Raw genomic sequence first — 25,706 nt, forward strand, 5'->3', positions numbered from 1 at the left:
AGAGTGCTTAAGCGCTCTAATCTTAAATTTAAATGGATTGATCGGACATTGATAAGCTCTTTTGATGATTTTTATTATTTCTATTTGGTCGTAAAGCACGGCGGCTTTAGTGCGGCCAGTGAAGCTGAAAATATTAGTAAATCTAAGCTCAGCCGACGCATTATTGACCTTGAAAATAAATTTAATGTCAGCCTCATTCAAAGAACAACCCGTCATTTTAAAGTGACCGATTTAGGCCAAGAGTTTTACGAGGAATGCTGCAAAGTCATTGCTCAGGTTGAATGTGCAGAAAACGTTTTGTTAAAACAAAAAAGTGAGCCTCAAGGGCTAGTAAAAGTAAGCTGCCCACCGCTCATGATGCATTTTCAAATTAGAAAAATTTTAAATCAGTTTTTAAAAACCTACCCTAAAGTTGAAATATCGCTTGAGCTGACCAGCCGTCGAGTCGATATCTTGCATGATGACATCGACCTTGCGATTCGAACCAATTTTGAACCGAATGAAGATTCAAATTTAATTGTTCGTGATGTGATTAAAACCGACCACTGTCTGGTAGCTTCGCCTGAATTACTGCAAGGTCGCACCATTAAGCATTATTCAGAGTTACAGGACTTTCCAAGTATTAGCTTAGGCACACAAAAGCAAAATTATATTTGGCATTTATGCAATATTCGTAACGGTGAATCGGTTGATGTGCCTTATCAACCACGAATTAAAAGTAATGACTTGGCAGGTGTTTACTATGCCGTGATGGACGGTTTAGGTATTGCCGACCTTCCCTTTTTAACAGTTGAATCGGAAATTCGTAAAGGCACACTGGTGCATATTCTTCCTGACTGGAAGTCGAACATTGGCATGCTACAACTGGTTTATGTGTCTAGAAAAGGCCAACGTCTGGTGGTCGAGAAACTGATTGAAACGCTGATAGAAGAACTCAGACGTTTACCCGAAAGCCATGAAGGGTATTTGCCGACTTAAAATAAAAAACCGGTCATGAATGGGCATGACCGGTTTTTGTGAAACATCACATACAGCATAACTGTATGTTTTCGTTCAGAACAAAACGAACTCGCTTTGCTCCTTACTCAGATAAGTCTACGCAGAGGTATTTCATTTCGACATATTCTTCGATGCCGAATTTTGAACCTTCACGGCCTAGACCTGATTGTTTTACGCCACCAAACGGAGCAACTTCATTTGAAATTGCGCCTGTGTTAATGCCGACCATTCCATACTCAAGTGCTTCACCTACTCGCCATTGACGCGCTGTGCTTTGAGTAAATAAATAAGCAGCTAAACCAAACTCGGTATCGTTCGCCATTGCCACTGCTTCGTCTTCAGTTTTAAAGCGGAACAGTGGTGCAAGCGGACCAAAAGTTTCTTCTTTAGACACTTTCATGTCTTGCGTTACGCCAGTTAAAACTGTTGGCTCAAAGAATGTACCGCCAAGTGCCGAACGCTTACCACCAATACGAACTGTTGCGCCTTTCTCAGTTGCATCTGCAATATGAGACTGAACTTTTGCAATCGCATCTTCATCAATTAAAGGTCCTTGAGTTGAACCTTCTTGACGGCCATCGCCAACTTTCAGCTTAGACACAGCTTCAACCAAACGGTCTGCCAGCGCATCGTAAATACCGTCTTGAACATAAATACGGTTCGCACATACACAAGTTTGACCGCTGTTACGATATTTACTTGCCATAATGCCCTGAACTGCTTGTTCAAGATTGGCATCGTCAAATACCACAACTGGCGCGTTACCACCAAGTTCAAGCGAAAGTTTCTTAATGGTTGGCGCACATTGTTGCATCAAGATACGGCCCACTTGGGTTGAACCTGTAAAGCTTAACTTACGAACAATATCGCTTTCGCATAAGATTTTGCCGACTTCAACCGCATCACCACTAATGTTAATTAAAACATCTGCTGGTAAGCCTGCCTGTAACGCCAATACTTCAAGTGCATAGGCAGTTAACGGTGTTTGTTCTGCCGGTTTAACCAACATTGAACAACCCGCAGCAATCGCTGGACCTGCTTTACGCGTAATCATGGCAGCAGGGAAGTTCCACGGCGTAATTGCAGCAGTTACCCCAATCGCTTGTTTAATCACGAGCAAACGTTGGTTTGGCAACGTAGGTGTTAGGACTTCACCATCAATACGGCGCGCTTGCTCGGCAAACCACCGAATGAAAGATGCTGCATAACCAATTTCACCACGTGCTTCTGCCAATGGTTTACCTTGCTCAGCCGTTAAGATTTGAGCCAGATTTTCTTTGTGCTCAAGCATGAGGTTGTACCATGCCAATAGCACATCAGCACGCGCCAAGGCAGTTTGCTTTTTCCAAGCAGCCTGCGCTTTTGCTGAACGGTTAATTGCGGCTTCAACTCCTGCACGGTCATAGGTTTTTACCCATGCCAAAGTTTCACCCGTAGCAGCATCCTTCACCTCGATATAGTCATTTGATGCAGGTGCTTCTAATGAAATATCAGGATGTTTTAATAAATACTGCAAATTATTTTGAATCATGCAGATTGCTCCATTGCTTTTGCACTACCTGCTTTTAGAGTTGCAAAACCTTGTTTCAAGATATCAAGACCTTGGCGGAATTGCTCAGCAGGAATGGTTAATGGATATAAGAAACGAATTACATTACCGTATTTACCACAAGTAAGAAGTAACAACCCGTTTTCCATTGCATAGTTTTGTACAACTTTTGCTTGTTCAGCCGTTTCAAGCTCTACTGCAACCATTGAACCTAATGCACGAATATCAGTTACGACGTCGCCTGTTGCTTGCTGAATATCTTTAAGGGTAGCGACTAACTCTGCACCTAATTCATTTGCACGGTCGCATAGGTTTTCTTCTTCAATTGCATCAATTACCGCGTGCGCAGCAGCAACCGCAATCGGGCTACCTGCGTATGTACCACCTAGTCCACCTGGGTTTGGTGCATCCATCACTTCTGCACGGCCTACAACACCCGAAATAGGGAAACCGCCACCTAAGCTTTTCGCCATCGTAATTAAGTCTGCTTTAGTCTCGTAATAGTTCATTGCGAATAATTTACCAGTACGGGCAAAACCTGATTGCACTTCGTCAGCAACCAGTAAAATGCCATGTTTATCGCAAATTGAACGTAAACGTTTTAAGAACTCAGCTGGCACAACATTGAAACCGCCCTCACCTTGTACTGGCTCAAGCACAATTGCTGCAACATCATGTGGTGCAATATCTTCACTGAAAATATCTTCAACGCTTTCAATTGCCGCGTCTACTGAAATACCTTTAGCAGGCACAGGGTAACGTGCGTGGAACACACCTGCTGGCATCACACCGAAATCACGTTTGTAAGGTGCAGTTTTACCTGTCATTGCCATAGTCATAAATGAACGACCGTGGAAACCGTTACCAAAAGTAATAATGCCGTGACGACCTGTATAAGAGCGAGCAATCTTCACAGCATTTTCAACTGCTTCTGCACCTGTTGTGAAAAACGCTGACTTTGCAGGACCAGCAATTGGCGCACGCTCATTAATACGTTCAGCCAAAGCCACATAGCTTTCATAAGGTGTTACTTGATAGGCAGTGTGAGTAAATTTAGTAAGTTGTTCAGTTACTGCTGCAATCACTTTAGGGTGGCGATGGCCTGTGTTTAAAACCGCGATACCACCAGCAAAATCGATAAATTGGTTGCCTTCCTTGTCCCAAAGCGTGGCATTTTCAGCCTTTTCCGCGTACCACTGGCACATCACGCCTACACCACGTGGAGTTGCTTGCTGTTTACGTGCGTTAAGTGCAGAATGTTGATTATCCATTTGATTCCCTCATATTTTCATCATCAGTTGTAGCTTTGGTTTCTTGCATCCTGTGCTTAATTTTCAGGGTGCTTTACAACGATTGCCTATGCATGTAATTTCGCTCGTCTGACGCCAACTGACGAGAGCCACTTTTTAACTGTAGGAGAGAGCCAATTGCGTAGTTTACTTGGAGATCATTTGCTACAACGACTCCAACAGGACACTGAAGGGAAACTACATCAACGCCTTTTCCGTTGCCTGCGTGGTGCCATTATTGATGGAGTCATCCAACCCAAGACTCGTCTACCTGCGTCACGCGACTTAGCCAGTGAAATTCATGTTTCAAGAAATACAGTGCTTAGTGCCTATGAACAGCTACAAGCTGAAGGCTACTTAGAAGCCCGTACGGGGCACGGCACATGGGTTGCCGAAAAATTACCAGAGAGTTTTTTAAATACACAAAACAAGAAAAAAGTAGTTTCAAGCCCGAAAGTTCAAAATTCTTATGCGCTATCACAGCGTGGTTCCAACTTATTGGGCTATGCCGCAGCCTCGCCACACCAATGGGGAGCTTTCGTGCCGGGAGCACCAGATGTGACTGAGTTCCCACATCATATTTTTAGTCGTATTCAAGCACGTTTAAGCCGAGAGCCTGACATTAACCGCCTGATTTATAGCAATGCTGGTGGATGTATTGAGCTTCGAAGTGCATTAGCAGATTACTTACGTGTTGCGCGTTCAGTCCAGTGCGATGCAGACCAGATTATTATTACCGAAGGCATCCACCAAGCGATTGACTTAGTTTCGCGTGCGCTTAGTGATATTGGTGATCGCGTCTGGATTGAAGATCCGGGCTATTGGGGAATGCGCAACACTTTACGTATTAATGGCGTAGACATTCAACCCATGCCAGTCGATGCCGAAGGCATTATTCCCGAAGAAAATCCAGTTAAACCACCCAAATTAATTTTTGTCACGCCATCACACCAATATCCACTGGGTTCACATTTAAGCCTAGATCGTCGACGCAAACTGATTGAAATTGCACGCCAGCATAATAGCTGGATTGTAGAAGATGACTATGACAGTGAGTTTCGTTTCTCAGGCCAGCCTTATCCATCTTTGCAAGGCTTAGAAAATGATGCGCCTGTGCTGTACATGGGCACATTTAGTAAAACCATTTATCCATCTTTAAGAATTGGTTATTTGGTCGTACCTAAGCCGTTATTTTCACCATTACGCATTGTGGCAGCCGAGCTTTATCGTGGCGGCCATTTGCTTGAGCAAAAAGCCTTAGCTGAATTTATTCGTGAAGGCCATTACGAAGCGCATATTCGCCGTATGCGCCTACTTTATGGCAAGCGCCGCGACTACTTAGTTAGCCTAATTCAACGCTACCTTGGCCCCGAATTTATTCATGAATATGATGAAGCCGCAGGGTTACATCTGGTTTTAAAACTACCGAACGCTTGTGATGATGTCGCGATTGCGGCGACTGCGCTTGAACGTGGTGTCAAAGTTCGACCACTGTCACAATACTACATGCAGTCGCATGCACATGCCGAACGTGGATTGCTCATGGGCTTTGCCTGTGTAAATGAAAAAGATATGGTGATGGCTTTTGGTGTCTTGCTTCAATGCTTACGTGAAGCAGGTGTACCTACGCTAAATTAACTATTCTCTCGTATCAAAACAAACAAAAAGAGCCTCGCAGTGAGGCTCTTTTTTATTTAAAAATTTAAACTAACTTTTCTTCATGGCTATGAGTTAAATGAGTCGCTCTACGCTCTTTACCCCAACCTAGTTTTTCAGACAGCAAACCGAAGAACACAATAATGCCGAATAGAGCTGTAGTGTAAATCACTTCTTTAAAATAGGTGCCTTCAATCAACATGGTAAGAATTGCACCAATAATTGCAAAGATCACCACGTAAGTTAAGTAAGGGAACATCCACATTTTAAAGTCAATTTTCACGCCTTCAGCTTCTAACTTTTTACGCATACGAAGCTGAGAATAAGCAATCGTCAGGTATACATACAGTGTTGCTGCACCTGTTGTTAGCATAAAAAAGTCATACACATCCATACTCTTGGTTGCAGTTAAAATCACGGCAATTACAGAGAAGAAGCATGACACAATCACGCCCACCCACGGACTACTTTTACTGTTTACAGAGCCAAAGCTTTTCGGTGCATCACCACGTTTAGATAATGAGAACAACATACGTGAACACGTATAAAGCGCTGAGTTAAAGCAACTACATACCGAGGTTAGAACCACAAAGTTTACGATATGGCGCGCACCCGGAATACCAAGCGCAGATAACGTAACGCTATAAGTACCCCAAGTCGAATCTTTCAAAAGTTCATTGTTATGAGGAATGAGACATACCGCCACAAACATTGAGCCTACATAGAATAAAATAATTCGCCAAACCACCGAGTTTGATGCTTTACGAATTTCTTTAGATGGGTTTGCAGACTCTGCCGCTGCTACAGTCACAATTTCAGCGCCAATATAGGCAAACATGACACCAAGCAAGGCGGTAATAACGGATGAACCACCATTAGGCATAAAACCTTGAGAGGTTAGATTACTGATACCAGATGCAGCTGGATTACCCCAAGGCCACAAATGCATGATGGCTAAGCTACCAATCACCAAGAAGATCACAATCGCAATGACTTTGATGAGTGCAAACCAGAACTCGAATTCACCATAGTTCTTTACGTTCTGCAAATTGACTGCAACCAGTGCACCAATCACAACGGTCATATAGACCCAAATCGGTATAAACGGGAACCAATTATTTAAAATTTTACCTGCCACATAAGCTTCCCAGCCCATGAGCATTGCGAGCGTACACCAATACAACCAGCCAATTGAGAAACCTGCCCAACGACCAATCGCACGGTCAGCATATGTTGAAAAAGAGCCACTGTCGGGATTTAAAACGGCCATCTCGCCTAGCATACGCATGATGAACCAAACGAGTAGTCCACCTAAAGCATAGGTTAAGAAAACCACAGGACCTGTGTTGTAGATGATACTGCCTGAGCCAACAAAGAGAGAGCCACCAATAACCCCTGCAATCGAGATCATGGTCAAGTGGCGTGATTTAAGTCCATGTTTTAAACTTTGGGAGTGATTGGCTTCAGAACCATTTTGATGAGCTGCCATATCATTTTCCTTAATATATGGAGGATATCGGCTAGACTCGGAAATCCTCCGAAGCCAAAAAATATCCCCTAAAAATTTAGCCGTTTTGCTCAATTCCTAAAACAGAAAATTCACTGAGCTTATCCGGCGCTTCCGTATGCATACTTCCAATGGCTTTAATTTGTCGTTTCGGCACTCAAGAAACGAGAGCCATTTTTGTAATAAAAGAGAGAGCCAATTGCAAAATTTATACGCAAAATTGGCCCTTTTTATAGGGGAAGCTGGTAAATGGCTTTTTGTTTTTATTTTAATGAGCTTGAAATTCTTTAATTTTGTTCAGAAATTAATAACGCCTTTGTGCCTGTTTCTAAGGCTCTAAATATATGCTTTTCATCGGCTGGATAACAAATATAGTCTCCAACACCAAGCTCAACCGCCTCATCAATTAAGCCAACCAAAGCTTTACCTTCGACCACAATAATATGTTCTACAGAACCAACTGGATGTGGTTCTGAAAGTCGGTCTTCTCCCGGCTCCACAATCAATAAATACACATCTCGGCGTGCATGGGGTGGACAGGTCGCCAACAAAATTGCTTTGTAATTGGCAATCTCAGAACTCACCGTTGGCCCATCGCCACAGCGAATGACTTGTACCTGATTGCTCGGTTCTTCCATCAACCTTGCAAATGGAATATTGAGCGCCACACAAAGTGCCCATAAGGTTTCAATACTGGGGTTACCTTGCCCTGCCTCTAATTGAGAAAGAGTCGATTTGGCAACGCCCGCACGGCGCGCAACCTCTGCCAAAGAAAGCCCTGCTCTTTGGCGTTCACGCGTTAAACCTTTGGCAATAATTTCAATTGGCTGAGACATTCACCACATCCGTTCTATAAAAAAAACGATCGTTCGTTTTGACAAAACAATCAGACTTATTCATTATAATGGAAAATCGTTCGTTATATCATGCTATGTCTACATACTCTCTGATTAAAAAACTTAGTAAAGACACAACCCGCTCGATTTTCTTTGTGTGTCTAGCAACCAGTGTCGTTGGTATGTCTTTAGGTTCACTCGCTGCAAGTTATGGGTTAGCACTCTGGATCCCGCTTTGCCTATCTGTCTTTGTGCTCGCAGGAACTGCCGAATTTATTTTTATTGGTTTCTTGGCTGTAGGTGGTAGCCCAATTGCAGCGGCGATTGCAGGACTACTCGTCAATTTAAGGCACTTGCCTTTTGGTATTGCGGTCAATGAACTAATCCGAGGTAAATTCTCTCGATATTTCGGAGCTCATATCATGAATGATGAAAGCGTTTTGTTTGGTATGGCGCAGCCTGATTTTGAGACAAAAAAAGCCGCTTATTGGTTATGTGGTATAGGCATCATGCTGACTTGGCCACTCGGTGTCACTGCGGGTTATTTTATTGGAAGTGCTATTCCAGACCCAAAAACATTTGGTTTAGATGCCATTTTCCCAGCGATTTTAATTGCACTTACTTTTAATGCTTTAAAGAATAAATCTACTCGGAAAGCTGCATTTGCAGGGTCAACTTTAGCGCTGATAACTACACCCTTTTTGGCCTCAGGACTTCCGATTCTGATTTCGCTTTTTGGCTTGATATGGGGTAGAAAGAAATGAGTCAACAGTTACTTATTATTTTAGGTATAGCCCTACTCGCATTAGGTACGTACAGTATCCGTTTTGCTGGTTTCCACTTAGGTGCCAAGTTTTCATTTTCTGAAAAATACCAAGTTATACTCTCAAACGGCGCAACCGTTTTGCTCTGTGCCATTGCTGTGACCACTACATTTTTTGAAGGCCAACATTTTGCAGGTTTCGCACGTATATTTGGGGTGGCACTAGCGCTGTTCTTGGTTTGGAAAAAAGTTCCGCTTTTATTGGTGATTTGTCTGGCAGCGGCTGGCACAGCACTGGTACGTTTGCTAGGCATTGAGTAATAAAAAAGGCGAGATAAACTCGCCTTTTTTTGAAAATTTGATTAGAACGGTAAATCGTCGTCTAAATCAGCTGGTGCAGATGCTGGTTGTTGTGGCGCTTTAGGAGCGAAACCACCACCTTGTGGGCTATTGCCACCATTACCGAACCCACCTTGGCCACCATAACCACCGCCATTGTTTTGACCGTAGCCGCCACCTTGGTTGTTGTTTTGATAACCGCCACCTTGTTGAGGTGCGTTAAACCGTGGTTGGTTAAAATCATTACCGCCAGCGAAACCTTGTTCACCTTGTTGACGAGCATCTAACATTTGCATCTGGTCGCCACGAATTTCTGTCGTGTAACGTTCTTGACCATTTTGGTCTGTCCACTGACGTGTACGTAATGAACCTTCGATATAAACCTTAGAACCTTTACGCAAAAATTGCTGAGCAATTTCCCCTAAACGGTTATGCAAAACAATACGGTGCCATTCTGTTTGTTCTTTACGTTCACCTGACGTTTTATCGGTCCAAACTTCACTTGTCGCGATTGAAAACTGGGTTAACGAGCCCCCATTTGGAAAAGTTTTTGTTTCAGGATCACGACCCAAAGTACCAACCAAAATAACCTTATTTACACCACGCATTAGCTGTCTTCATCCTATTCATTTCTATGTTTTACTTTATAAGAGTTATGCTTAAATGGCTACCTCTTTACCAAACAACTGCGTTAAATCACGTCGTGCAGCATCATCAAGAGACTGTTTATCGACTTTAATATAAGCAACTTGCTGGTCAGGCATCACCACAACTTCTTCAATACCACGAATTGCCAATAGCTGTGTGGTCCACTCATTCACCTGTTGCACTTGCGGCAATGGCAACACAATCGATGACAAATACCGCGGCTGAGCTAAACCAAAACTAATTAGCAACCATATTATAGCAATCCCTGCTAAGACACTCCATCCAATCGCAGTATTATGTAACATCAATAATTGACCACCCAAGGTGCCACCAAAAAAAGCACCTAAGAACTGGCTACTGGCATTTACACCCATAGCGGTGGCCTTCGACTGAATTGGAGCTGACTTTGACAACCAAGAAGGCAATAAAGCTTCCATCACATTAAAAGCAATAAAGAAAATACCAAGGCCTGCAAGCAGGACATATTTAGACTGATAACCAAATATAAGTAATAGCAAACCCGCAATAATGCCTGTAATTGCCGTTAAGAAAATACCTCGCATTTTGCGGTATTTTTCAGCGAGGATAATGCTAGGAAATGCAAAAAATAAACTAATAACCAAAAGCGGCAAATACACTAAACCGTGGCTCGCTAAAGGAATATGTGCGAACTCGATAAGCTGTGAAGGCACATAAATAAACATAGCTGTCAACAATAAATGCAATGCAAAAACCGAAACATGTAAACGGTTTAAATCACCCATTTGAATGACTTGCTTAAGCTGTGCCATGTAGCCTTGCTGATAGTTACGATGATGGCGAGTTACTTTAGGTACAAGCAATAACATCGCAATCGCAATCAAGCCCATAATGGTCGTGACAAAAAACAGGCCAGAAATACCAACAATGCTGGTGAGCCAAGGTCCAAGACTAAAAGCAACTACAAAAGATAAGCCAATACTCATGCCCATGGCAGCCATGGCTTTAGTACGCTGCTCTTCACGTGTGACATCGGCTAAAAGTGCCATGACAACTGCTGAAACTGCACCAGCACCAGCGATGGCACGGCCAATAATCACGCCATAGATGGTGTCTGATAAACCCGCAATTGCACCACCAATCGCAAACAGTAACAGGCCAAATACCACAAGCGGTTTACGACTAAAACGGTCAGCCAGTAAGCTAAATGGAATTTGTAAAATAGCCTGACTTAAGCCATATACACCCACAGCTAAACCAATGAGTGCCGGAGTCGCATATTGATATGACTGCCCGACTACAGAAAAAACCGGAATAATCATGAACAAACCCAACATGCGTAGCGCAAAAATACTACTTAAAGCAAAAGTTGAGCGGCGTTCCAAAGCATTCATCATATCAATACACGTTATCAAACTAGGCAAATTATAAGCCGATTCGTTTCTAAAAATACGGGAGAGATGATTTAAAATAACGATTTCGGCTGAAAAAAATAAAGAGGCATTTAGCCTCTTTATTCTATCGAACTTTACTGAAAATTAGCTTAAGAGGACTCTTGTTCGCGTTTCGCATATTGAATAGATGCAATCACTGCCCATGCAATAAATGCAACACCAATGAGGCCTGTCACAACTTCCGGTATATGTAAACCTGTACCACTTGCAATCATAATGAAAGCCAAAGCACCAATCGCATAATGGGCACCATGCTCTAAAAACACATAAGCGTCTAAGGTGCCCTTTTCAACAAGATAAACCGTCATTGAACGAACGAACATCGCACCAATTGCAAGACCCAACATAATCACGACAACGTCGCTGGTAATTGCAAATGCACCAATTACACCATCAAAACTAAATGATGCATCTAACACTTCAAGGTATAAGAAACCGCCCAAACCGGCTTTAATCACACCAGAAGCAGCGCCTGAACCATCTTGCATGACTGCATTACCATCTTCATCAATTTCAGGTTCACCGCCCAATAAATGGCTAAGAACTTGCACACCAATGTAAACCACAATGCCCCAAACGCCAGCCATGGTTACAGCTAAACGTTCATGATCTTCAACATAGCCCGCCATTACAATTAAAGCGATGAGTGCAATAAAAACAGACATTGCCGGTACGTTTGCCAAGTCAGATAATTTGACTTCAAGCCATCTAAACCAATGCGTTTCTTTCTCTTCGTCAAAGAAGAAGTTTAAGAAAACCAACAATAAGAATGTTCCACCGAAAGCTGAGATTTCAGCATGGTGCGCCATTAAACGTTCCGAGTAAGTTTTTGGATCATTGAGTGCCATTTTAGCAACTTCAATAAAGCCCATATCTGCGGTTACAGCAACAATCACAACAGGGAAAATCAAACGCATACCAAAAACGGCGATTAAAATACCCACCGTTAAAAAGATCATTTTCCAGAACGGATCCCAATTACGCAAAACCGATGCATTCACGACAGCATTGTCAAAAGATAAAGAAACCTCCATTACAGCTAAAATTGCGGTAATGGTTAAAGCTTTAAGCATGGTAGACACGCCTGCTTCAGGTCCATGGGTAAAACCCCAGTAAGCGGCGAGTGCTAAACACACCACCGTAAAAAATATCGAAAATCGGAAATGCTTCATGGATCAGACCTATACCAAGAACTAAATTTAATCTTTCTTAAAAACCGCGGCTATTATATCGATAATTAACCACAAAACGATGTTGTTTTATGCCGTTATTACCTTTACTTTATCCCTATGTTTAATAAAGAAATTTATAATATTTAATTAACTTATTAATCGTATTAAATATTTTCTTGCGATATATCTACCATTATTATTTTTGTATTTTAAAATTGATTTAAAATCCGCTTCAGCTGTCTTATTTTAAATGGAATGATTTTATGCTTTTTTCTCAAGAACTCTGGCAACGTAATTTAAATTTATATCAAAAAATTCTCGACCTGCCTTTTAATCAGGAACTTGCTAACGGTACTTTAGATAAAGAAGCTTTTTGTCATTATGTCATTCAAGATGCTCAATACCTTGTGGCTTATGGCCGCGTACTGGCTGTTGCGGCAGCTAAGGCATTCGAGGCTGACGATATTATGCAATTCTCAGACGCAGCTAAAATTGCAATTGTGGTTGAACGCAGCTTGCATGATGACTTCATGAAGAACTTTGGTGTCACCAAAGAAGAATTTAAAAATACGCCTTTGACCTTGGCAGGCCATCATTACACTTCATTTTTAACAGCAACGGCTTGGTCTGAGAGCTACCCTGTTGTACTCGCTGCGCTGTTACCTTGCTTCTGGATTTATGCCGAAGTCGGTAAAGATATTGTAAGTAAATCAATACCAAATAATCCTTACCAAGCATGGATTGATACCTATGCAGGCGAAGAGTTCCATACTGCTGTTCGTAATGTGATTGCCACAGTAGACAAAGTCGCAGCACGTTGTGATGCAGACACTTTAGAGAAAATGCATGCCGCGTACACCATGGGTGCAAAACTTGAGTGGTTATTTTGGGATAGCGCCTACCACCAAAGACAATGGCTAGGTTTAGACCATATTTAAAACTTTAAAAGAATCGATCAGTATGTTCATACCTGATCGATTCTTAATAAATGCGAGATAAATATGTATATCGGCGAATTAGCATCTTTAACTGGAGCTACTCCTAAAGCCATTCGACATTATGAAAAATTAGGCTTGCTCCCAGTTGCAAAAAGAAAAGGAAATTATCGTGTTTATGAAGAGATTGATGTCAAATCCGTTAAGATGATTCGCCTTGCACAAGCTGTTGGATTTAGCCTTTCCGAGCTTTATGACTTGTCAGCTTTAAAATATAAAAATAATCGATTTCCGGTAGAAATCGCACAGCAGCTTATTCAAAAAAAGAATCAACAAATTATTGAGCAAAAAGAAGCATTAAATCGTTTACAAGAAGATTTAAAACAGCTGGAAGATGAGATTATTGAAACTTATATTACCAGTAAAATTTCTGCTTAAAATGATGCATAAAAATCTAAAAATAGCTTTTGAATTTAGCGCTTGACTCTGCCCTTAGGGACAAGGTTTATCGTAAGGACTTCATGTATTACGGATAAATAAAATGAGCGCTCATCTTTCTACATTTAAAAATTCAACAGCATTAATAACAGGAGCATCTTCAGGAATAGGCAAGGCCTATGCTCAAAAAATTGCATCTTTAGGAATTCACCTGATTTTAACAGCGCGCTCCGAACAAAAACTAAATGATTTAGCCGATGAACTCAGAAAAAAATATAGCGTAAATGTTGAGGTGATTGTTTTAGATTTAGCTCAACCCGATTCAGCTCAGACCTTATTTAATGAAGTGCAAGCTAGAAAATTATCGGTAGAAATTTTAATTAACAACGCAGGGTTTGGGAAATGGACTAAATTTCTAGATCAATCCATTTCTACCTATCAAGAAATGATCACGCTAAATATCAGCAGTGTAACGTCTTTGTGCTATTTATTTTTGCCACATATGCTTTCGAACAAAAAAGGCGTCATGATTAATATTTCGTCGACAGGTGCCTTCCAACCTCTCCCTTATATTGCTGTCTATGGCGCAACTAAATCTTATGTATTGCAGTTTACTGAAGCGCTTGCAGGGGAATATGGCTCTTCGGGTGTTAAGTTTATCGCTGTTTGCCCAGGCAATACCGAAACCAATTTTACTCAAGTCGCAAATGCCGATACCAGCGGTATGAAAAGCTCTACGGTAGATGACGTTGTCTCTGCAACAGTTAGAGCGTTAGATAAAAATAAAGCAACGGTTGTGGTGGGTTGTAGCAATTATTTAACGTCTCAATTGCCCCGCATTCTTTCCCGCAAAAAAATGATTAATTTAGTCGAAGGCATGCTCAGAACGCGTATTGTTGAGCAATCATAAAAAATGCTTCAATTTAAAAGATTAAGGGATTTCTCTTAATCTTTTAATGCTGAAATAGCTGCCAGCCATAAATTAAACCTGCCGCAGCGACCACCCAACAAAGGGTTGCCAACCCTAGACACGACCACATCGACATGCGTGTTGCCAGCACATAAACAGCCACTAAATAAATGGCATAAGGAATAAGTGACCATAGACCAAACAGAGCCGTTTTTTGTAATGCCTCGGCCCCTTTTTGCTGATAGACAATCACATGAGCAATCAAAGCAAAGGTAGGAAAAAGCGGGACTAAACCAGCAATATAAAATGCCTTACTTTTCGATAAAATCGAAATAATGAGGACAACCCCAGCCCCCAACATACATTTTAAAAATAACGCCCACATACACTGGTCCTACCTGATCATTTCCATTTCAAAACGCTGTATTTTGCGCTTTTTAAAGAAAATTAACAGCGACTAAAGCAATCAATGCAGGAACTGCCTGAATATAAATAATCTTTTTACTGGCAGTCAGCCCACCATAAATACCCGCAATCAGTACACAGCCTAAAAAGAAGTTGGCAATTGATGTCGCAAACGGTGCATCAGCCAATAAAGACCAAAATAAACCCGCCGCTAAAAAGCCATTATAAAGACCTTGATTTTGTGCCATCACTTTGGTGAGTTTTGCTTTTTCAGCATTATTCCCAAAGGCTTTCATGCCATAAGGCTTGTCCCAGAAAAACATCTCTAACACTAAAATATAGACATGTAATATGGCAATAAGCGCAATGAATATTTGTCCGATCATATAGTTTTCCTTTTTATTTTAAAGATATGAAAAAAGACCAGTCTCTCGACTGATCTTTTAATGTTTTACGGTTTTAACAATACTTTGCCTTGTCGAGCACCTTGTGTTGCTTTTTGAGCAGCTGTTTTAATCTCATCAAAACTAAATACACCTTCTACAGGCAAAATTAATTTTTTCTGAGTCGCTAGCGTTAATAACTCAACAATCAGTTCCTTTTTACGTTCTGCTGGCATTTCTTTATTGACCACACTCGCCCAGAAACCTTTTACTGTCGCTTGTTTGAAAATTAAATCGCCCGATGAAATCTGCATGGTTTCGCCAGTCATACTGCCAAACGAAACGAGCAAGCTATTTTCACTGAGTAAATTCAGCATTTCACCACTTGCGCTACCACCAATCGAGTCCACACCAGCAATCAGCGGTTGATCGCCATGAATCTGTTTAACTTGCTCTTTCCAGTTCGGCTGATCAGTTGCAACAACATGTTGAATACCTAAAGCTTGCATCTCTGCAACCGCATCAGTACGACGAACCAGATTAATCACAGGTAAGCCACGTGCCTGCGCAATCATCGCAACTGTTTTACCTACTGCACCATTTGCCGTGTTTTGAATGAGCCATTGACCTGGTTGAACATTTACAAAGTCTAATAGCATGAGGGCACTAATTGGCATACCAATCAGCTGTGCTGCTGTTTCGTCATCAATTTCATTATTGAGTGGAATAAGGCCTTGCGCTGGTGCAATAAAATATTCAGCCCAACTGCCATGCACAGATGCAACTGCGATACGTTGCCCTACCTGTACATGAGTAACGCCTTCGCCCAATGCATCTACAACACCAACCGCTTCACTACCACCAATCGCGGGTAAAGTTGGCTTGTAGCCATAGCTTCCACGTACTGTCCATACATCATGATTATGAATCGGAGACATGATGGTTTTAATACGCACTTCGCCTGCTTTTGGTTCCGGCTTTGGCATATCCGCCTGCTCTAAAACGTCTACAGGTTCGCCAAAATTACCATGGATAATACTTCGCATTCTTTATTCCTCTATCGGTTTTAAGAGTTGTTGGGTCGTTTCTAAAGCTAGATGTAAATGCGCTTTGTCTTGGGACAATTTTGTGAGTAAAGCAGCACCTAACCATAACTGATACATGACTTGCGCAGTTTTCAAAGGATCAATATGTTTTGGAATTGACCCTTCCTGTTGCCCTTCTTTGAGTAGCAAAGCTAGACGCCGCGTTAATTTGTACACACCGTCATTGAGAATTTGGCGCATATCTTCCGACAAATCAGAAACCTCTGCCGCCAACTTCACAATCAGGCAATTTTCAGCCCAGCTGCCATATACGGGATCATCAATCCACGCCTGCCACAACGCCATTAAACGGGCATGGGCACTTTGCTCAGTGTGTTGCCAAAGTTGTTCCATACGAACTTTATAGTCCGCCATGTACTGCTCTAGCAACGCACAGCCAAATGCCTCTTTTGAAGCAAAGTAGTGATAGAACGAACCTTTGGGTACGTCACAAGCCTTTAAAATTTCTTGCAAACCAACACCAACAAAGCCTTTATGTAATACCAGCTCAAAGCTAGTATCTAAAATGTGTTGTCGCGTGGTTTCGCTTTTGTTTAATCGTTTCATGAACACATCATAGACAACTATTAGACCAGTCGTCTAGTAAAATTATGTAGCTTGTAAAAATATGCGAGAGTAGAAATGTAGAGTGAGGAATGTTAAAAATACAATCTGCTTATTTAAACAAATTTTGTCGATTGTCGTTTAACCGTCACAATTTGTCGCTTTAAATCATTTTGTACTACTTGAACAATTTTAAATCGTTATCATATAGGGTCTGTTGTTTATAAATAGCCATATCTCCCTGTGACTAATCAAACAACACCTAAATTTTCATCAATACATAATTGAGATGTTTTATGAGCCAAAGTCATATCCGTATTCGAGGCGCACGTACCCATAACTTAAAAAATGTGTCACTCGATATTCCACGCGACAAATTTGTGGTGATTACGGGGCTATCAGGTTCAGGAAAATCTTCTCTTGCCTTTGATACCTTGTACGCCGAAGGACAACGCCGTTACGTCGAATCGCTTTCAGCGTATGCCCGCCAGTTTTTATCGCAAATGGAAAAGCCTGAAGTCGACTCGATTGAAGGTTTGTCACCAGCGATTGCCATTGAACAAAAATCTACCAGTCATAACCCACGTTCAACGGTGGGTACGATTACCGAAATTTATGACTATTTACGTTTGCTTTATGCACGTGTCGGCACGCCCTACTGCCCTGAACACGACTTGCCGATGGTTGCGCAAACCGTTTCTGAAATGGTCGATGCGGTAAAAAACCTTGAGGAAGGCACAGCACTCATGTTGCTTGCTCCAGTGGTACGTGAGCGTAAGGGTGAATACAGTAACCTGTTCGAACAACTACAAGGTCAAGGTTTTGTTCGTGCCCGTGTTGATGGTGAAATCATTGATATTGATACGCCACCAGAACTCGACAAAAAGAAAAAGCATACCATTGAAGTCGTTGTTGACCGCTTCAAAGTACGTGATGACTTAGGTAACCGTATTGCGGAATCATTTGAAACCGCACTACGTTTAGGTGGCGATATTGCTGTTTTATCATGGATGAATGGCGAACACCCAGATCGCGTTTTTTCTGCAAAACACTCGTGCCCTGAATGTGATCGCGCAGTCGCAGAGCTTGAGCCACGTTTGTTTTCATTTAACAACCCGTTCGGTGCCTGCCCTGTTTGTGATGGTTTAGGTACCCGTAGCCACTTTAGCTCTGAAAAGCTCATTCCAAATCCTGAGTTGGCAATTAGCGAAGGTGCTATTCGTGGATGGGATCGCCAGCGTCCTTATTATTATTCAATGCTACAAAAAGTTGCCGACCATTTTGGTTTTCAACTTGATACGCCTTGGAACCAGTTAGATAAAGATACACAAAAGAAATTCTTACAAGGTACTGGCAAAGAAAAAATCGATTTAAGCTATATCGATGAGCGTGGCCGTAAACATACTCGCGTACAACCGTTTGAAGGAATTTTACCTCACCTTGAACGCCGTTACCGTGAAACTGAAAGTAACTATGTACGTGATGATTTAGCTCAGTATTTATCTAATGCAGCGTGTGATGCATGCGGTGGTTCACGTCTAAATGAAATTTCACGTCATGTTCGTGTAAAAGATAAAACAATTGCCGACATTACCCGCATGTCGATTGGCGATGCGGAAAGCTACTATCAAGATTTAAACCTTGAAGGTGCTAAAGGCGAAATCGCAGATAAAATCTTTAAAGAAATCCGTGAGCGTCTACACTTCTTGGTGAGTGTTGGTCTGAACTATTTAAGTTTAGCTCGTTCTGCCGAAACGCTCTCTGGTGGTGAAGCACAACGTATCCGTTTAGCCTCACAAATTGGTGCAGGTTTGATGGGCGTCATGTATGTACTCGATGAACCATCAATTGGCCTACATCAACGCGATAACGATCGTTTATTACAAACCCTCATTCGCTTACGTGATTTAGGTAATACGGTATTAGTCGTTGAACACGACGAAGATGCCATTCGTGCGGCTGACCATATTATTGATATTGGTCCAGGTGCGGGTGTACATGGCGGCGTGATTATTGCTGAAGGAACTTATGATGAATTGGCTGAACATGCCGACTCACTCACAGGACAATACCTTTCTGGCAAACTCAAAATTGAAGTGCCAAAAAAACGTACTGAATCGCCACGTCCAGATGAAGTCATCAAACTTTCAGGTGCAGCAGGCCATAACTTAAAAAATGTCGATTTAACCATTCCACTTGGCATTATGACCTGTGTGACTGGTGTTTCAGGTTCGGGTAAATCAACACTAATCAACCGTACTTTACTTCCATTGGCTGCAACACAGCTCAACGGTGCAACGACTTTAACGGCTGAAAAGTTCGACTCAATTGATGGTCTACAACATCTAGATAAAGTCGTTGATATTGACCAAAGCCCGATTGGACGTACGCCACGTTCTAACCCTGCAACGTACACAGGGCTATTTACACCAATCCGTGAGTTATTTGCTCAAACGCCAGAAGCGAAAGCTCGTGGTTATAGTGCAGGCCGTTTCTCGTTTAACGTGAAAGGTGGACGCTGTGAAGCCTGCGAAGGCGACGGTATGATTAAAGTCGCAATGCACTTCTTACCAGACATGTATGTACCTTGCGATGCATGTCATGGCAAACGTTATAACCGTGAAACGCTTGAAGTGGGTTATAAGGGCAAAAACATTTCTGACGTTTTAGAAATGACGGTTGAAGATGCTGCCGAGTTCTTTAGTGCAATTCCAGTCATTCACCGCCGCTTAGAAACCTTAACTCAGGTCGGCTTAGGCTATATTCGTTTAGGTCAGGCTGCGACTACACTCTCTGGTGGTGAAGCGCAACGTGTAAAACTGGCACGTGAGTTAGCAAAACGAGATACGGGTAAAACCTTATATATCTTGGATGAACCTACAACAGGTCTACATTTCCACGATATTGCTAAGTTGCTCGATATTTTGCATGAACTACGCAACAAGGGTAATACCATTGTGGTGATTGAACATAACCTTGATGTCATTAAAACAGCGGACTGGGTTGTGGACTTAGGCCCTGAAGGTGGTTCGGGTGGTGGTATGATCATTGCCGAAGGTACACCTGAACAAGTCGCTGAGGTCGAGATTTCCCATACGGGACGTTTCTTAAAACCAATGTTGAAACAATAAAACAAAAAACCGGAAATCATTTTCCGGCTTTTTTTATCCCTCAACTACATTTCGTCCCCGAGCTTTAGCTTTTAAAAGTGAACGGTCTGCTTTTTCTAACAGTTCCATCCAGCTTGCTGCTCCAATCGCAAAACCAATACTGACCGATACATGCAATTTTTCATGTGTATTAGATAAATCGACTTCTTCTAAAGAAATCGCAATACGAATTTTTTCGGCCAAGAGACGTGCATCTAAAAATGGTATCTGCTCTAACAAGATTAAGAACTCATCGCCACCATAACGAACGATTAAATCCGAAGCGCGCACATTCACTTTTAATTGATCTGCAATACGTTTAATCACTTGATCACCGACAATATGACCATATTGATCATTCACATCTTTAAAGCGATCTATATCAATAATCATTAAACAAGTTTGTGAAAATTTTTGGGGGTAGCTCTCTACAATTTTTAAATATTCAGATAAAGCCAAACGATTGGATACACCTGTTAAAGGGTCTGTATTTGCAATATTTTTAAGTTGGAATTCGAAAGCATCTCGCTGCTTAAGCATTCTTTGTAAACGGTCAATCGCTTCAAACAGTGAAATAAACTCACCCTTTTTAGGGTTCAACTCATCTACCGGATAATCTTTGCTATGAGACAAATCAAGAATTAAGGTACGAGCCTGAATAAGAGGCTCAAATACCCTTCTCTTTGCATAAATTAAGGTAAGTAAAGCAGCCGCTAACGATATGCTAGAAATGAGTAAAGTCAGAAAGAATTTCTTTTTTGCCAAATAATTTTCTTGAGAAGCAATAAAGACACTTTTATTAAGTAGAAAGTTTTGTAAATCAATGACTGTTGTAAATTTATCAACAATTTGGTCTGTCAGTTCAGTTCCATTTAAATGATAAGCCTCATGCTTTTGGCTTTCTTCTAAAAGTTGACCGACAATAGGCACGCCTTTATCTAAAAATTCAGTTTTAACTCTCGCATAAAGGCGATGATATTCTGGGGTCTTGGCCTGCTCAGACTGTAACGTATCTACAAGTGCCCATAAGTACCGAGCTTGCTGTTGAGTCTGTAAAGAACGCGCCCGATTATCATTGGGTATAGTTTCTTTAAACGTCACTGGTGCAATAACATTAGATGCGGTGCGACCAGCTTGATCACGCATATCGGTTAATACAACAATCAAAGTAAAATAATTATTAATTTGGCTATCTTTACTTTTTAACTGCAACATGAGCTTTTGCAAAATTTCTCGGCAACTATCCCAAGCACCGAACATCCCCAAAATTGCATGATCGAATTGCATAGAGGTTCGTGCTTGTTCAGGTGTTGCAGCATAATAGTCGACGACAGCCCGCGCCTGCTTCAAATCATCTCTAAATTTAGTATCTAAAGTATTTGCTAAATCAGAGTAGCCTTCTTCCTTTAAAATACGAATAGTTTCATTAATTTGCTGATCGACAGTAAGTCGATATTCTTTTAGCTTCTTCTGATTTTTTAAAAAGTCGGCAGCGTTACTCGACATTAATTTATTTGCCGGTGCACGTTCTTTAGATACCTTATTTGCAACTTCAGCAATCGATTTTAAGCTTTTGATTTCGACCAAAGCTTGTTTAGTTTTTAAATACTCTTGATAACTGCTGACAATAAGAGGCACAGCCATAAACAGTAAGGACAGAATAATGACCAACATGAAGAAAAATAGTCGATTACTGATATGTTCTGAACGTAATCCTGACATTTCTAGCTGGTACTCCGTAAATGTCCTACCATCATCACTACTATAGAATGAAGTAATTAACTCGCATCCTAGCACTTTAATGAGCAGAAGTTCAGCAACAAAGTTTGAATAACGCAATATACGCATTCATTGTTGGTATTTCATAAAAATCTGATCGAAAGAGCAAATGATGGCTATAGCAAAACTCCATTTTACAGCTGAAGTAAATTTCGCAATCCTATAAAAAGATTCTTTTTCCTCTTGGATGCAACTCCCAGCATCCGAAACCCAGCGCTAAGCTGGGTTCTTTTTATACAAACTAAAAAGAAGAAATTTCATGTAATTTTTTTAACAAATGTTAATGTTTTCTTATAGATAAAAAAAAGCTCAACCTTGGGGAAAGCTGAGCTCGTAAAGTCTGATGTGATAACACATCGTATCTGGGAAAGCACTGCTAACTATAAAAATGTTAGATAGTGAACTTTGCAATTGAATTGTGTGACTTATCTCTAATTTTGTAAAGTTGATTAAATTGATCAGAATTAATTTTTTAATCGTTTTTTTTGATTTAAAAACGTATTTTTTTTGCCTTATTCAATTATATAATAATTCAAAATAGATAGATTATTTAGATAAACTTATCAAAATAATGTTAACTATTACTCAAAATATATAAAAATTGAAACAAAAATAATGTTTGAGAGACTATTTATTAATCAGATCGACAATTTTACTAACGTTAAATCCGATTAATAAGATCATTTTTTCCAATTGCGAATGTAATTATTTTTAAACTATTTATTGTCAAATCCTTAGGAAACTTAAGGTTTAGCTGCTTGTTAATGTTCATTTTTTTAGCAGGTTGACATAAAATACTTTAATTGGTGGTTTTTTAACCATTTTTAACATAAGTGTCAAATTTCCTTAACATTACGTTTCATCTATTATTGACTTCATAAATTGTTACAATACAATGACCCCAGCTTTATCTCTTGTTAATGCTGGAAATGATTATGAAAAAACTTGGTTTAGCCACTGCTGTATTATTAGCCATGACCGGTGCTCATGCTTATCAATTTGAAGTTCAAGGTCAATCTGAATATGTTGACACAACTGCAAACGATAAAAACTACACTGGTGACGTTGCTGGTACATTCTATTTGAAAAATGTTGATACAGCTAAGGGTCCTTTAGCTGAAGCAGCTTTCTTAAACCAAGCTTCTAGCGTGTCTTTAGGTTATAGCTATCAACAATATGACCAAAACAACGGTTTAAACTACCGTGTAGGTACATACGGCGTTAAAGGTGAGGCATACGTTCCAACTCCTTACCTTCCTGTATACGCTAGCGCTACTTATAACCACACTGACGTTGACGGTAAAAACGCGATTTCTCGTGATGACCAAGGCGACCGTTATGCTTTAGAAGTTGGTGCAATGTTGTTACCTAACTTCTTGATGGCTGTTGGTTACACAAGCGTAGCTAACCAATTTGCTTTAGATAACTTCGGTATCATGGGCAACGGTATCTACTCTGCTGTTAACCAAACTGCTGCTATCCAAAACGATCAAGATGCTGTTACAGCACGTGCTAAATATGTAGGTCCAATCGACGGAACTAACATGGCAATCGGTTTTGAAGCTGCTGGTGCTTTCGGTCAAGAAAACCAATACGGTTTAAAAACTGACCTTTACTTAACTCCTAAGTTAAGCGTTGGTGCTGCATTCATCGGTAACGACGGCGTAGCTAACATCAAAGGTAATGACCTTGGTGAATTCCGCCAAGCTTGGGGTGGTAACGTAAACTACTTCATCACTCCTGCTCTTGCAGTTGGTGCGTCTTACATGAAAGCTGACGTTAAAAAGTCTAGCTACGACACACAAACTATCGGCTTAAATGCTAAATTCCGTTTCTAATTTAATTTAGAAATTGAATTAAAAAAAAGGACTCAATTGAGTCCTTTTTTTATGGCTTTTAACTACGTACGATATTTAAGAAATGTAAGTGACGTTCGTACTGATCAATAATATCTTGGATCAAATCTTCCTGCGTCCAGTCCATTACATCATAGTTTTGTCCACCCTCTCTCAAAAACACCTCAGCTTGGAAATATTGACCATCTTCGGCTTCAGTACGCCCAATTAAAAAACTTGGTGGCACTGTTTCACGTGAAACAACTTTATAAATAAAATTAATTTCATGGTGATGATCGACTCGAAGTTGCATACCGTCCTCAACTTCACTAATTGAAACCTCAAGATGACGGCGTTTAAACTCATGCTGAATATTTTCAAAAGCACGTGAAACCTGCTTTTCAATATATTGCTTAACCTCTTCTTCGCTATGAGGATAGTGCATAATTAAGCCAAGACGTTGTTGCCAACTTCTAGGGTTATGAATAGCACGTGGAGTAATGCGAGCTTCCTGAATTGCTTGCATTTTCGTGACATCGAGATGTAAAGCTTTTATAAGTCCCCAGCTCATCAGCAGCATGACTACAGTAAATGGCAATGCACTCATAATGATTGAAGACTGAAGCGCGGCAAGGCCACCCACCAAGAGTAAAATAATAGCCAGCACCGCCATAAGCACTGTCCAGAACAGGCGTTGCCAAGTAGGTGAATTTTCAGTTTTTGCAGTTAAGTAGTCAGTAACGAGTGCCCCTGAGTCAGCAGAGGTCACGAAGAATAAAACCACTAAAATAGTAGCCAGAATATTCATGACACCTGACCATGGCAGGTGCCCTAAGAATTCAAACAGTGCAACTGATGAGTCTTGCTGAACAGCCTGAATGAGAGTGGTTTGATGTTCATGAATAATGCTAAATAACGCAGCATTTCCTAAAAAGCCCATCCAGATAATGGTAAAGCCTGTTGGAATAAGAAGAACGCCTACAATAAACTCTCGAATGGTACGACCACGTGAAACCCTCGCGATAAACATGCCCACAAATGGTGACCATGAAATCCACCAAGCCCAATATAAAATAGTCCATCCCCCAATCCATCCATTTGGCTGATAAGCATATAAATTGAATGTCATGGTAAAAAGGTTAGATATATATTGCCCAGTGTTTTGAATAGTGGTTTGAAGTAAATAAATACTAGGGCCAGCAATGAAGACAAATACTAATAATATTAAAGCTAAAACTAGATTTAGTTCTGATAAGCGTTTGACCCCTTTATCTAGGCCTAAGAACACAGATAATGAAGCTAAAATGCTCACAAAAATAATGAGCAAAACTTGGATATTGGTACTTTGCTCGACACCAAATAAGTAATGTAAACCAGAGTTAATCTGGGTGACACCAAATCCGAGAGAAGTCGCTACACCAAATACCGTACCAATGGTCGCAAATATATCGATGCTGTCGCCCCATGGCCCATAAATCTTTTTACCAATGAGTGGATAAAGAGCTGAACGGGTCTTTAGAGGCAAATTATGACGATAAGCAAAATAAGCTAATGCTAAACCGACCACAGCATAAATTGCCCATGCATGTAAGCCCCAATGGAAAAAGGTCACACGTAGAGCTTGTTGTGCTGCATCAATGGTCTGTGGCTCACCGCTTGGTGGGTTGACATAGTGCATGACAGGTTCAGCAACGCCAAAGAACATTAAGCCAATACCCATACCGGCAGTAAACAGCATGGCAAACCATGAACCGTTACTGTATTCGGGCTGGCTATGGTCAGGGCCTAATTTAATCCGACCTATCGAAGAACAGGCAATATAAATCAGTAGGATAAGAAAGAAAGCAACCGATAAAACATAAAACCAGCTAAATGAATCAGTGATCCACTGTTTTAACTGCTGCGTGAGAAGTTCAAAAGAACTCGGAGCGATCACAACAACTGCTAGGAATAAAGCAATAATGATGACCGTACCCAAAAAGACATTGGGATTAACATTTGCGAACCAACTCGATTGTTTGGAAGGCATAAA

The 25,706-nt window shown here is 40.9% G+C and carries 22 protein-coding genes; 9 read left to right on the forward strand and 13 right to left on the reverse strand.

Annotated elements, in window-relative coordinates; all coding sequences use genetic code 11:
* The first annotated feature begins 3 nt into the window (after positions 1-3).
* Positions 4-978: a LysR substrate-binding domain-containing protein gene (locus tag ACG59Z_RS07740; RefSeq protein WP_400198757.1), complete on the forward strand. Its 975-nt coding sequence runs from the start codon at positions 4-6 to the stop codon at positions 976-978.
* A gap of 103 nt (positions 979-1,081) precedes the next feature.
* Here ACG59Z_RS07740 and ACG59Z_RS07745 read toward each other — a convergent pair whose 3' ends face one another.
* Positions 1,082-2,530 (reverse strand): NAD-dependent succinate-semialdehyde dehydrogenase, encoded by a 1,449-nt coding sequence (locus ACG59Z_RS07745; RefSeq protein ID WP_400198759.1) that lies wholly within the window; start codon positions 2,528-2,530, stop codon positions 1,082-1,084.
* Positions 2,527-3,819, reverse strand: coding sequence for a 4-aminobutyrate--2-oxoglutarate transaminase (gabT, locus tag ACG59Z_RS07750; RefSeq protein ID WP_002117401.1), 1,293 nt, complete (start codon positions 3,817-3,819; stop codon positions 2,527-2,529). Before gabT ends, ACG59Z_RS07745 begins: the two co-directional genes overlap by 4 nt.
* Before the next feature lie 156 nt (positions 3,820-3,975).
* Between gabT and ACG59Z_RS07755 the strand changes: the two genes are divergently transcribed.
* Positions 3,976-5,475, forward strand: a complete 1,500-nt coding sequence (locus tag ACG59Z_RS07755) for a PLP-dependent aminotransferase family protein (RefSeq protein WP_400198762.1) — start codon at positions 3,976-3,978, stop codon at positions 5,473-5,475.
* 64 nt (positions 5,476-5,539) lie between these two features.
* Here the strand turns inward: ACG59Z_RS07755 and ACG59Z_RS07760 are convergent, their stop codons facing one another.
* Together ACG59Z_RS07760 and ACG59Z_RS07765 are read right to left on the reverse strand one after the other, a co-directional pair.
* Positions 5,540-6,982: an amino acid permease gene (locus tag ACG59Z_RS07760; RefSeq protein ID WP_004705034.1), complete on the reverse strand. Its 1,443-nt coding sequence runs from the start codon at positions 6,980-6,982 to the stop codon at positions 5,540-5,542.
* Between the two features lie 305 nt (positions 6,983-7,287).
* Positions 7,288-7,836 carry a helix-turn-helix domain-containing protein gene (locus ACG59Z_RS07765; protein ID WP_400198764.1) on the reverse strand — a complete coding sequence of 183 codons (549 nt, stop codon included), beginning with the start codon at positions 7,834-7,836 and terminating at the stop codon, positions 7,288-7,290.
* A gap of 68 nt (positions 7,837-7,904) precedes the next feature.
* Here ACG59Z_RS07765 and ACG59Z_RS07770 point away from each other — a divergent pair, with 68 nt between their 5' ends.
* Together ACG59Z_RS07770 and ACG59Z_RS07775 are read left to right on the forward strand one after the other, a co-directional pair.
* Entirely contained in the window at positions 7,905-8,600 is a 696-nt protein-coding gene (locus tag ACG59Z_RS07770; RefSeq protein ID WP_031982243.1) for an AzlC family ABC transporter permease, read from the forward strand.
* On the forward strand, positions 8,597-8,920 hold the full coding sequence (locus ACG59Z_RS07775) for an AzlD domain-containing protein (protein WP_400198767.1): 324 nt from the start codon (positions 8,597-8,599) through the stop codon (positions 8,918-8,920). The genes ACG59Z_RS07770 and ACG59Z_RS07775 overlap by 4 nt, the downstream gene beginning before the upstream one ends.
* Before the next feature lie 41 nt (positions 8,921-8,961).
* On the opposite strand, the gene ssb is transcribed toward ACG59Z_RS07775, so the two are convergent.
* From ssb to ACG59Z_RS07790, 3 genes are all read right to left on the reverse strand, one after another.
* On the reverse strand, positions 8,962-9,546 hold the full coding sequence (ssb, locus tag ACG59Z_RS07780; RefSeq protein WP_002053972.1) for a single-stranded DNA-binding protein: 585 nt from the start codon (positions 9,544-9,546) through the stop codon (positions 8,962-8,964).
* A 51-nt stretch (positions 9,547-9,597) separates the two neighbouring features.
* Entirely contained in the window at positions 9,598-10,962 is a 1,365-nt protein-coding gene (locus tag ACG59Z_RS07785) for an MFS transporter (protein WP_331422604.1), read from the reverse strand.
* Between the two features lie 146 nt (positions 10,963-11,108).
* Positions 11,109-12,191 carry a DUF475 domain-containing protein gene (locus ACG59Z_RS07790; protein ID WP_400198770.1) on the reverse strand — a complete coding sequence of 361 codons (1,083 nt, stop codon included), beginning with the start codon at positions 12,189-12,191 and terminating at the stop codon, positions 11,109-11,111.
* Positions 12,192-12,454: 263 nt separating this feature from the next.
* On the opposite strand from ACG59Z_RS07790, the gene tenA reads away from it, so the two are divergent.
* The 3 genes from tenA to ACG59Z_RS07805 all read left to right on the forward strand — a co-directional run bounded on the left by tenA (position 12,455) and on the right by ACG59Z_RS07805 (position 14,474).
* Complete coding sequence (gene tenA, locus ACG59Z_RS07795; RefSeq protein ID WP_049837506.1) at positions 12,455-13,129, forward strand: thiaminase II; 675 nt, start codon at positions 12,455-12,457, stop codon at positions 13,127-13,129.
* A gap of 63 nt (positions 13,130-13,192) precedes the next feature.
* On the forward strand, positions 13,193-13,564 hold the full coding sequence (locus ACG59Z_RS07800; RefSeq protein WP_311087234.1) for a MerR family transcriptional regulator: 372 nt from the start codon (positions 13,193-13,195) through the stop codon (positions 13,562-13,564).
* Positions 13,565-13,667: 103 nt separating this feature from the next.
* Positions 13,668-14,474, forward strand: coding sequence for an SDR family oxidoreductase (locus ACG59Z_RS07805; RefSeq protein WP_148356560.1), 807 nt, complete (start codon positions 13,668-13,670; stop codon positions 14,472-14,474).
* Between the two features lie 43 nt (positions 14,475-14,517).
* On the opposite strand, the gene ACG59Z_RS07810 is transcribed toward ACG59Z_RS07805, so the two are convergent.
* The 4 genes from ACG59Z_RS07810 to ACG59Z_RS07825 all read right to left on the reverse strand — a co-directional run bounded on the left by ACG59Z_RS07810 (position 14,518) and on the right by ACG59Z_RS07825 (position 16,914).
* Positions 14,518-14,859 carry a GlpM family protein gene (locus tag ACG59Z_RS07810; protein WP_004789991.1) on the reverse strand — a complete coding sequence of 114 codons (342 nt, stop codon included), beginning with the start codon at positions 14,857-14,859 and terminating at the stop codon, positions 14,518-14,520.
* A 52-nt stretch (positions 14,860-14,911) separates the two neighbouring features.
* Positions 14,912-15,265 carry a DUF1304 domain-containing protein gene (locus tag ACG59Z_RS07815; protein WP_400198773.1) on the reverse strand — a complete coding sequence of 118 codons (354 nt, stop codon included), beginning with the start codon at positions 15,263-15,265 and terminating at the stop codon, positions 14,912-14,914.
* Positions 15,266-15,330: 65 nt separating this feature from the next.
* Positions 15,331-16,308, reverse strand: a complete 978-nt coding sequence (locus ACG59Z_RS07820) for a zinc-binding dehydrogenase (RefSeq protein ID WP_400198774.1) — start codon at positions 16,306-16,308, stop codon at positions 15,331-15,333.
* Between the two features lie 3 nt (positions 16,309-16,311).
* Entirely contained in the window at positions 16,312-16,914 is a 603-nt protein-coding gene (locus tag ACG59Z_RS07825; RefSeq protein WP_400198775.1) for a TetR/AcrR family transcriptional regulator, read from the reverse strand.
* 293 nt (positions 16,915-17,207) lie between these two features.
* On the opposite strand from ACG59Z_RS07825, the gene uvrA reads away from it, so the two are divergent.
* Positions 17,208-20,042, forward strand: coding sequence for an excinuclease ABC subunit UvrA (uvrA, locus tag ACG59Z_RS07830; RefSeq protein WP_400198776.1), 2,835 nt, complete (start codon positions 17,208-17,210; stop codon positions 20,040-20,042).
* A 33-nt stretch (positions 20,043-20,075) separates the two neighbouring features.
* Here uvrA and ACG59Z_RS07835 read toward each other — a convergent pair whose 3' ends face one another.
* The gene (locus ACG59Z_RS07835) at positions 20,076-21,782 is read right to left on the reverse strand and encodes a GGDEF domain-containing protein (RefSeq protein WP_400198806.1); all 1,707 of its coding nucleotides are present in this window, start codon (positions 21,780-21,782) and stop codon (positions 20,076-20,078) included.
* A gap of 992 nt (positions 21,783-22,774) precedes the next feature.
* Between ACG59Z_RS07835 and omp33-36 the strand changes: the two genes are divergently transcribed.
* Positions 22,775-23,677, forward strand: a complete 903-nt coding sequence (gene omp33-36 / locus ACG59Z_RS07840; RefSeq protein WP_002054064.1) for a porin Omp33-36 — start codon at positions 22,775-22,777, stop codon at positions 23,675-23,677.
* A gap of 58 nt (positions 23,678-23,735) precedes the next feature.
* Here the strand turns inward: omp33-36 and ACG59Z_RS07845 are convergent, their stop codons facing one another.
* On the reverse strand, positions 23,736-25,703 hold the full coding sequence (locus ACG59Z_RS07845; protein ID WP_400198777.1) for a BCCT family transporter: 1,968 nt from the start codon (positions 25,701-25,703) through the stop codon (positions 23,736-23,738).
* Positions 25,704-25,706 lie beyond the last annotated feature (3 nt).

Origin of the sequence: Acinetobacter sp. ABJ_C1_1, assembly GCF_044684115.1 — a bacterium.
GTDB lineage: Bacteria > Pseudomonadota > Gammaproteobacteria > Pseudomonadales > Moraxellaceae > Acinetobacter > Acinetobacter nosocomialis_A.

Coding starts and splice junctions, on each gene's coding strand:
- ACG59Z_RS07800 (WP_311087234.1), top strand. CDS start 13,193: ATGTATATCGGCGAATTAGCATCTTTAACTGGAGCTACTCCTAAAGCC.
- uvrA (WP_400198776.1), top strand. CDS start 17,208: ATGAGCCAAAGTCATATCCGTATTCGAGGCGCACGTACCCATAACTTA.
- ACG59Z_RS07835 (WP_400198806.1), bottom strand. CDS start 21,782: ATGTCAGGATTACGTTCAGAACATATCAGTAATCGACTATTTTTCTTC.
- ACG59Z_RS07820 (WP_400198774.1), bottom strand. CDS start 16,308: ATGCGAAGTATTATCCATGGTAATTTTGGCGAACCTGTAGACGTTTTA.
- ACG59Z_RS07770 (WP_031982243.1), top strand. CDS start 7,905: ATGGAAAATCGTTCGTTATATCATGCTATGTCTACATACTCTCTGATT.
- ACG59Z_RS07765 (WP_400198764.1), bottom strand. CDS start 7,836: ATGTCTCAGCCAATTGAAATTATTGCCAAAGGTTTAACGCGTGAACGC.
- gabT (WP_002117401.1), bottom strand. CDS start 3,819: ATGGATAATCAACATTCTGCACTTAACGCACGTAAACAGCAAGCAACT.
- omp33-36 (WP_002054064.1), top strand. CDS start 22,775: ATGAAAAAACTTGGTTTAGCCACTGCTGTATTATTAGCCATGACCGGT.
- tenA (WP_049837506.1), top strand. CDS start 12,455: ATGCTTTTTTCTCAAGAACTCTGGCAACGTAATTTAAATTTATATCAA.
- ACG59Z_RS07810 (WP_004789991.1), bottom strand. CDS start 14,859: ATGTGGGCGTTATTTTTAAAATGTATGTTGGGGGCTGGGGTTGTCCTC.
- ACG59Z_RS07745 (WP_400198759.1), bottom strand. CDS start 2,530: ATGATTCAAAATAATTTGCAGTATTTATTAAAACATCCTGATATTTCA.
- ACG59Z_RS07805 (WP_148356560.1), top strand. CDS start 13,668: ATGAGCGCTCATCTTTCTACATTTAAAAATTCAACAGCATTAATAACA.
- ACG59Z_RS07760 (WP_004705034.1), bottom strand. CDS start 6,982: ATGGCAGCTCATCAAAATGGTTCTGAAGCCAATCACTCCCAAAGTTTA.
- ACG59Z_RS07790 (WP_400198770.1), bottom strand. CDS start 12,191: ATGAAGCATTTCCGATTTTCGATATTTTTTACGGTGGTGTGTTTAGCA.
- ssb (WP_002053972.1), bottom strand. CDS start 9,546: ATGCGTGGTGTAAATAAGGTTATTTTGGTTGGTACTTTGGGTCGTGAT.
- ACG59Z_RS07845 (WP_400198777.1), bottom strand. CDS start 25,703: ATGCCTTCCAAACAATCGAGTTGGTTCGCAAATGTTAATCCCAATGTC.
- ACG59Z_RS07785 (WP_331422604.1), bottom strand. CDS start 10,962: ATGATGAATGCTTTGGAACGCCGCTCAACTTTTGCTTTAAGTAGTATT.
- ACG59Z_RS07815 (WP_400198773.1), bottom strand. CDS start 15,265: ATGATCGGACAAATATTCATTGCGCTTATTGCCATATTACATGTCTAT.
- ACG59Z_RS07825 (WP_400198775.1), bottom strand. CDS start 16,914: ATGAAACGATTAAACAAAAGCGAAACCACGCGACAACACATTTTAGAT.
- ACG59Z_RS07775 (WP_400198767.1), top strand. CDS start 8,597: ATGAGTCAACAGTTACTTATTATTTTAGGTATAGCCCTACTCGCATTA.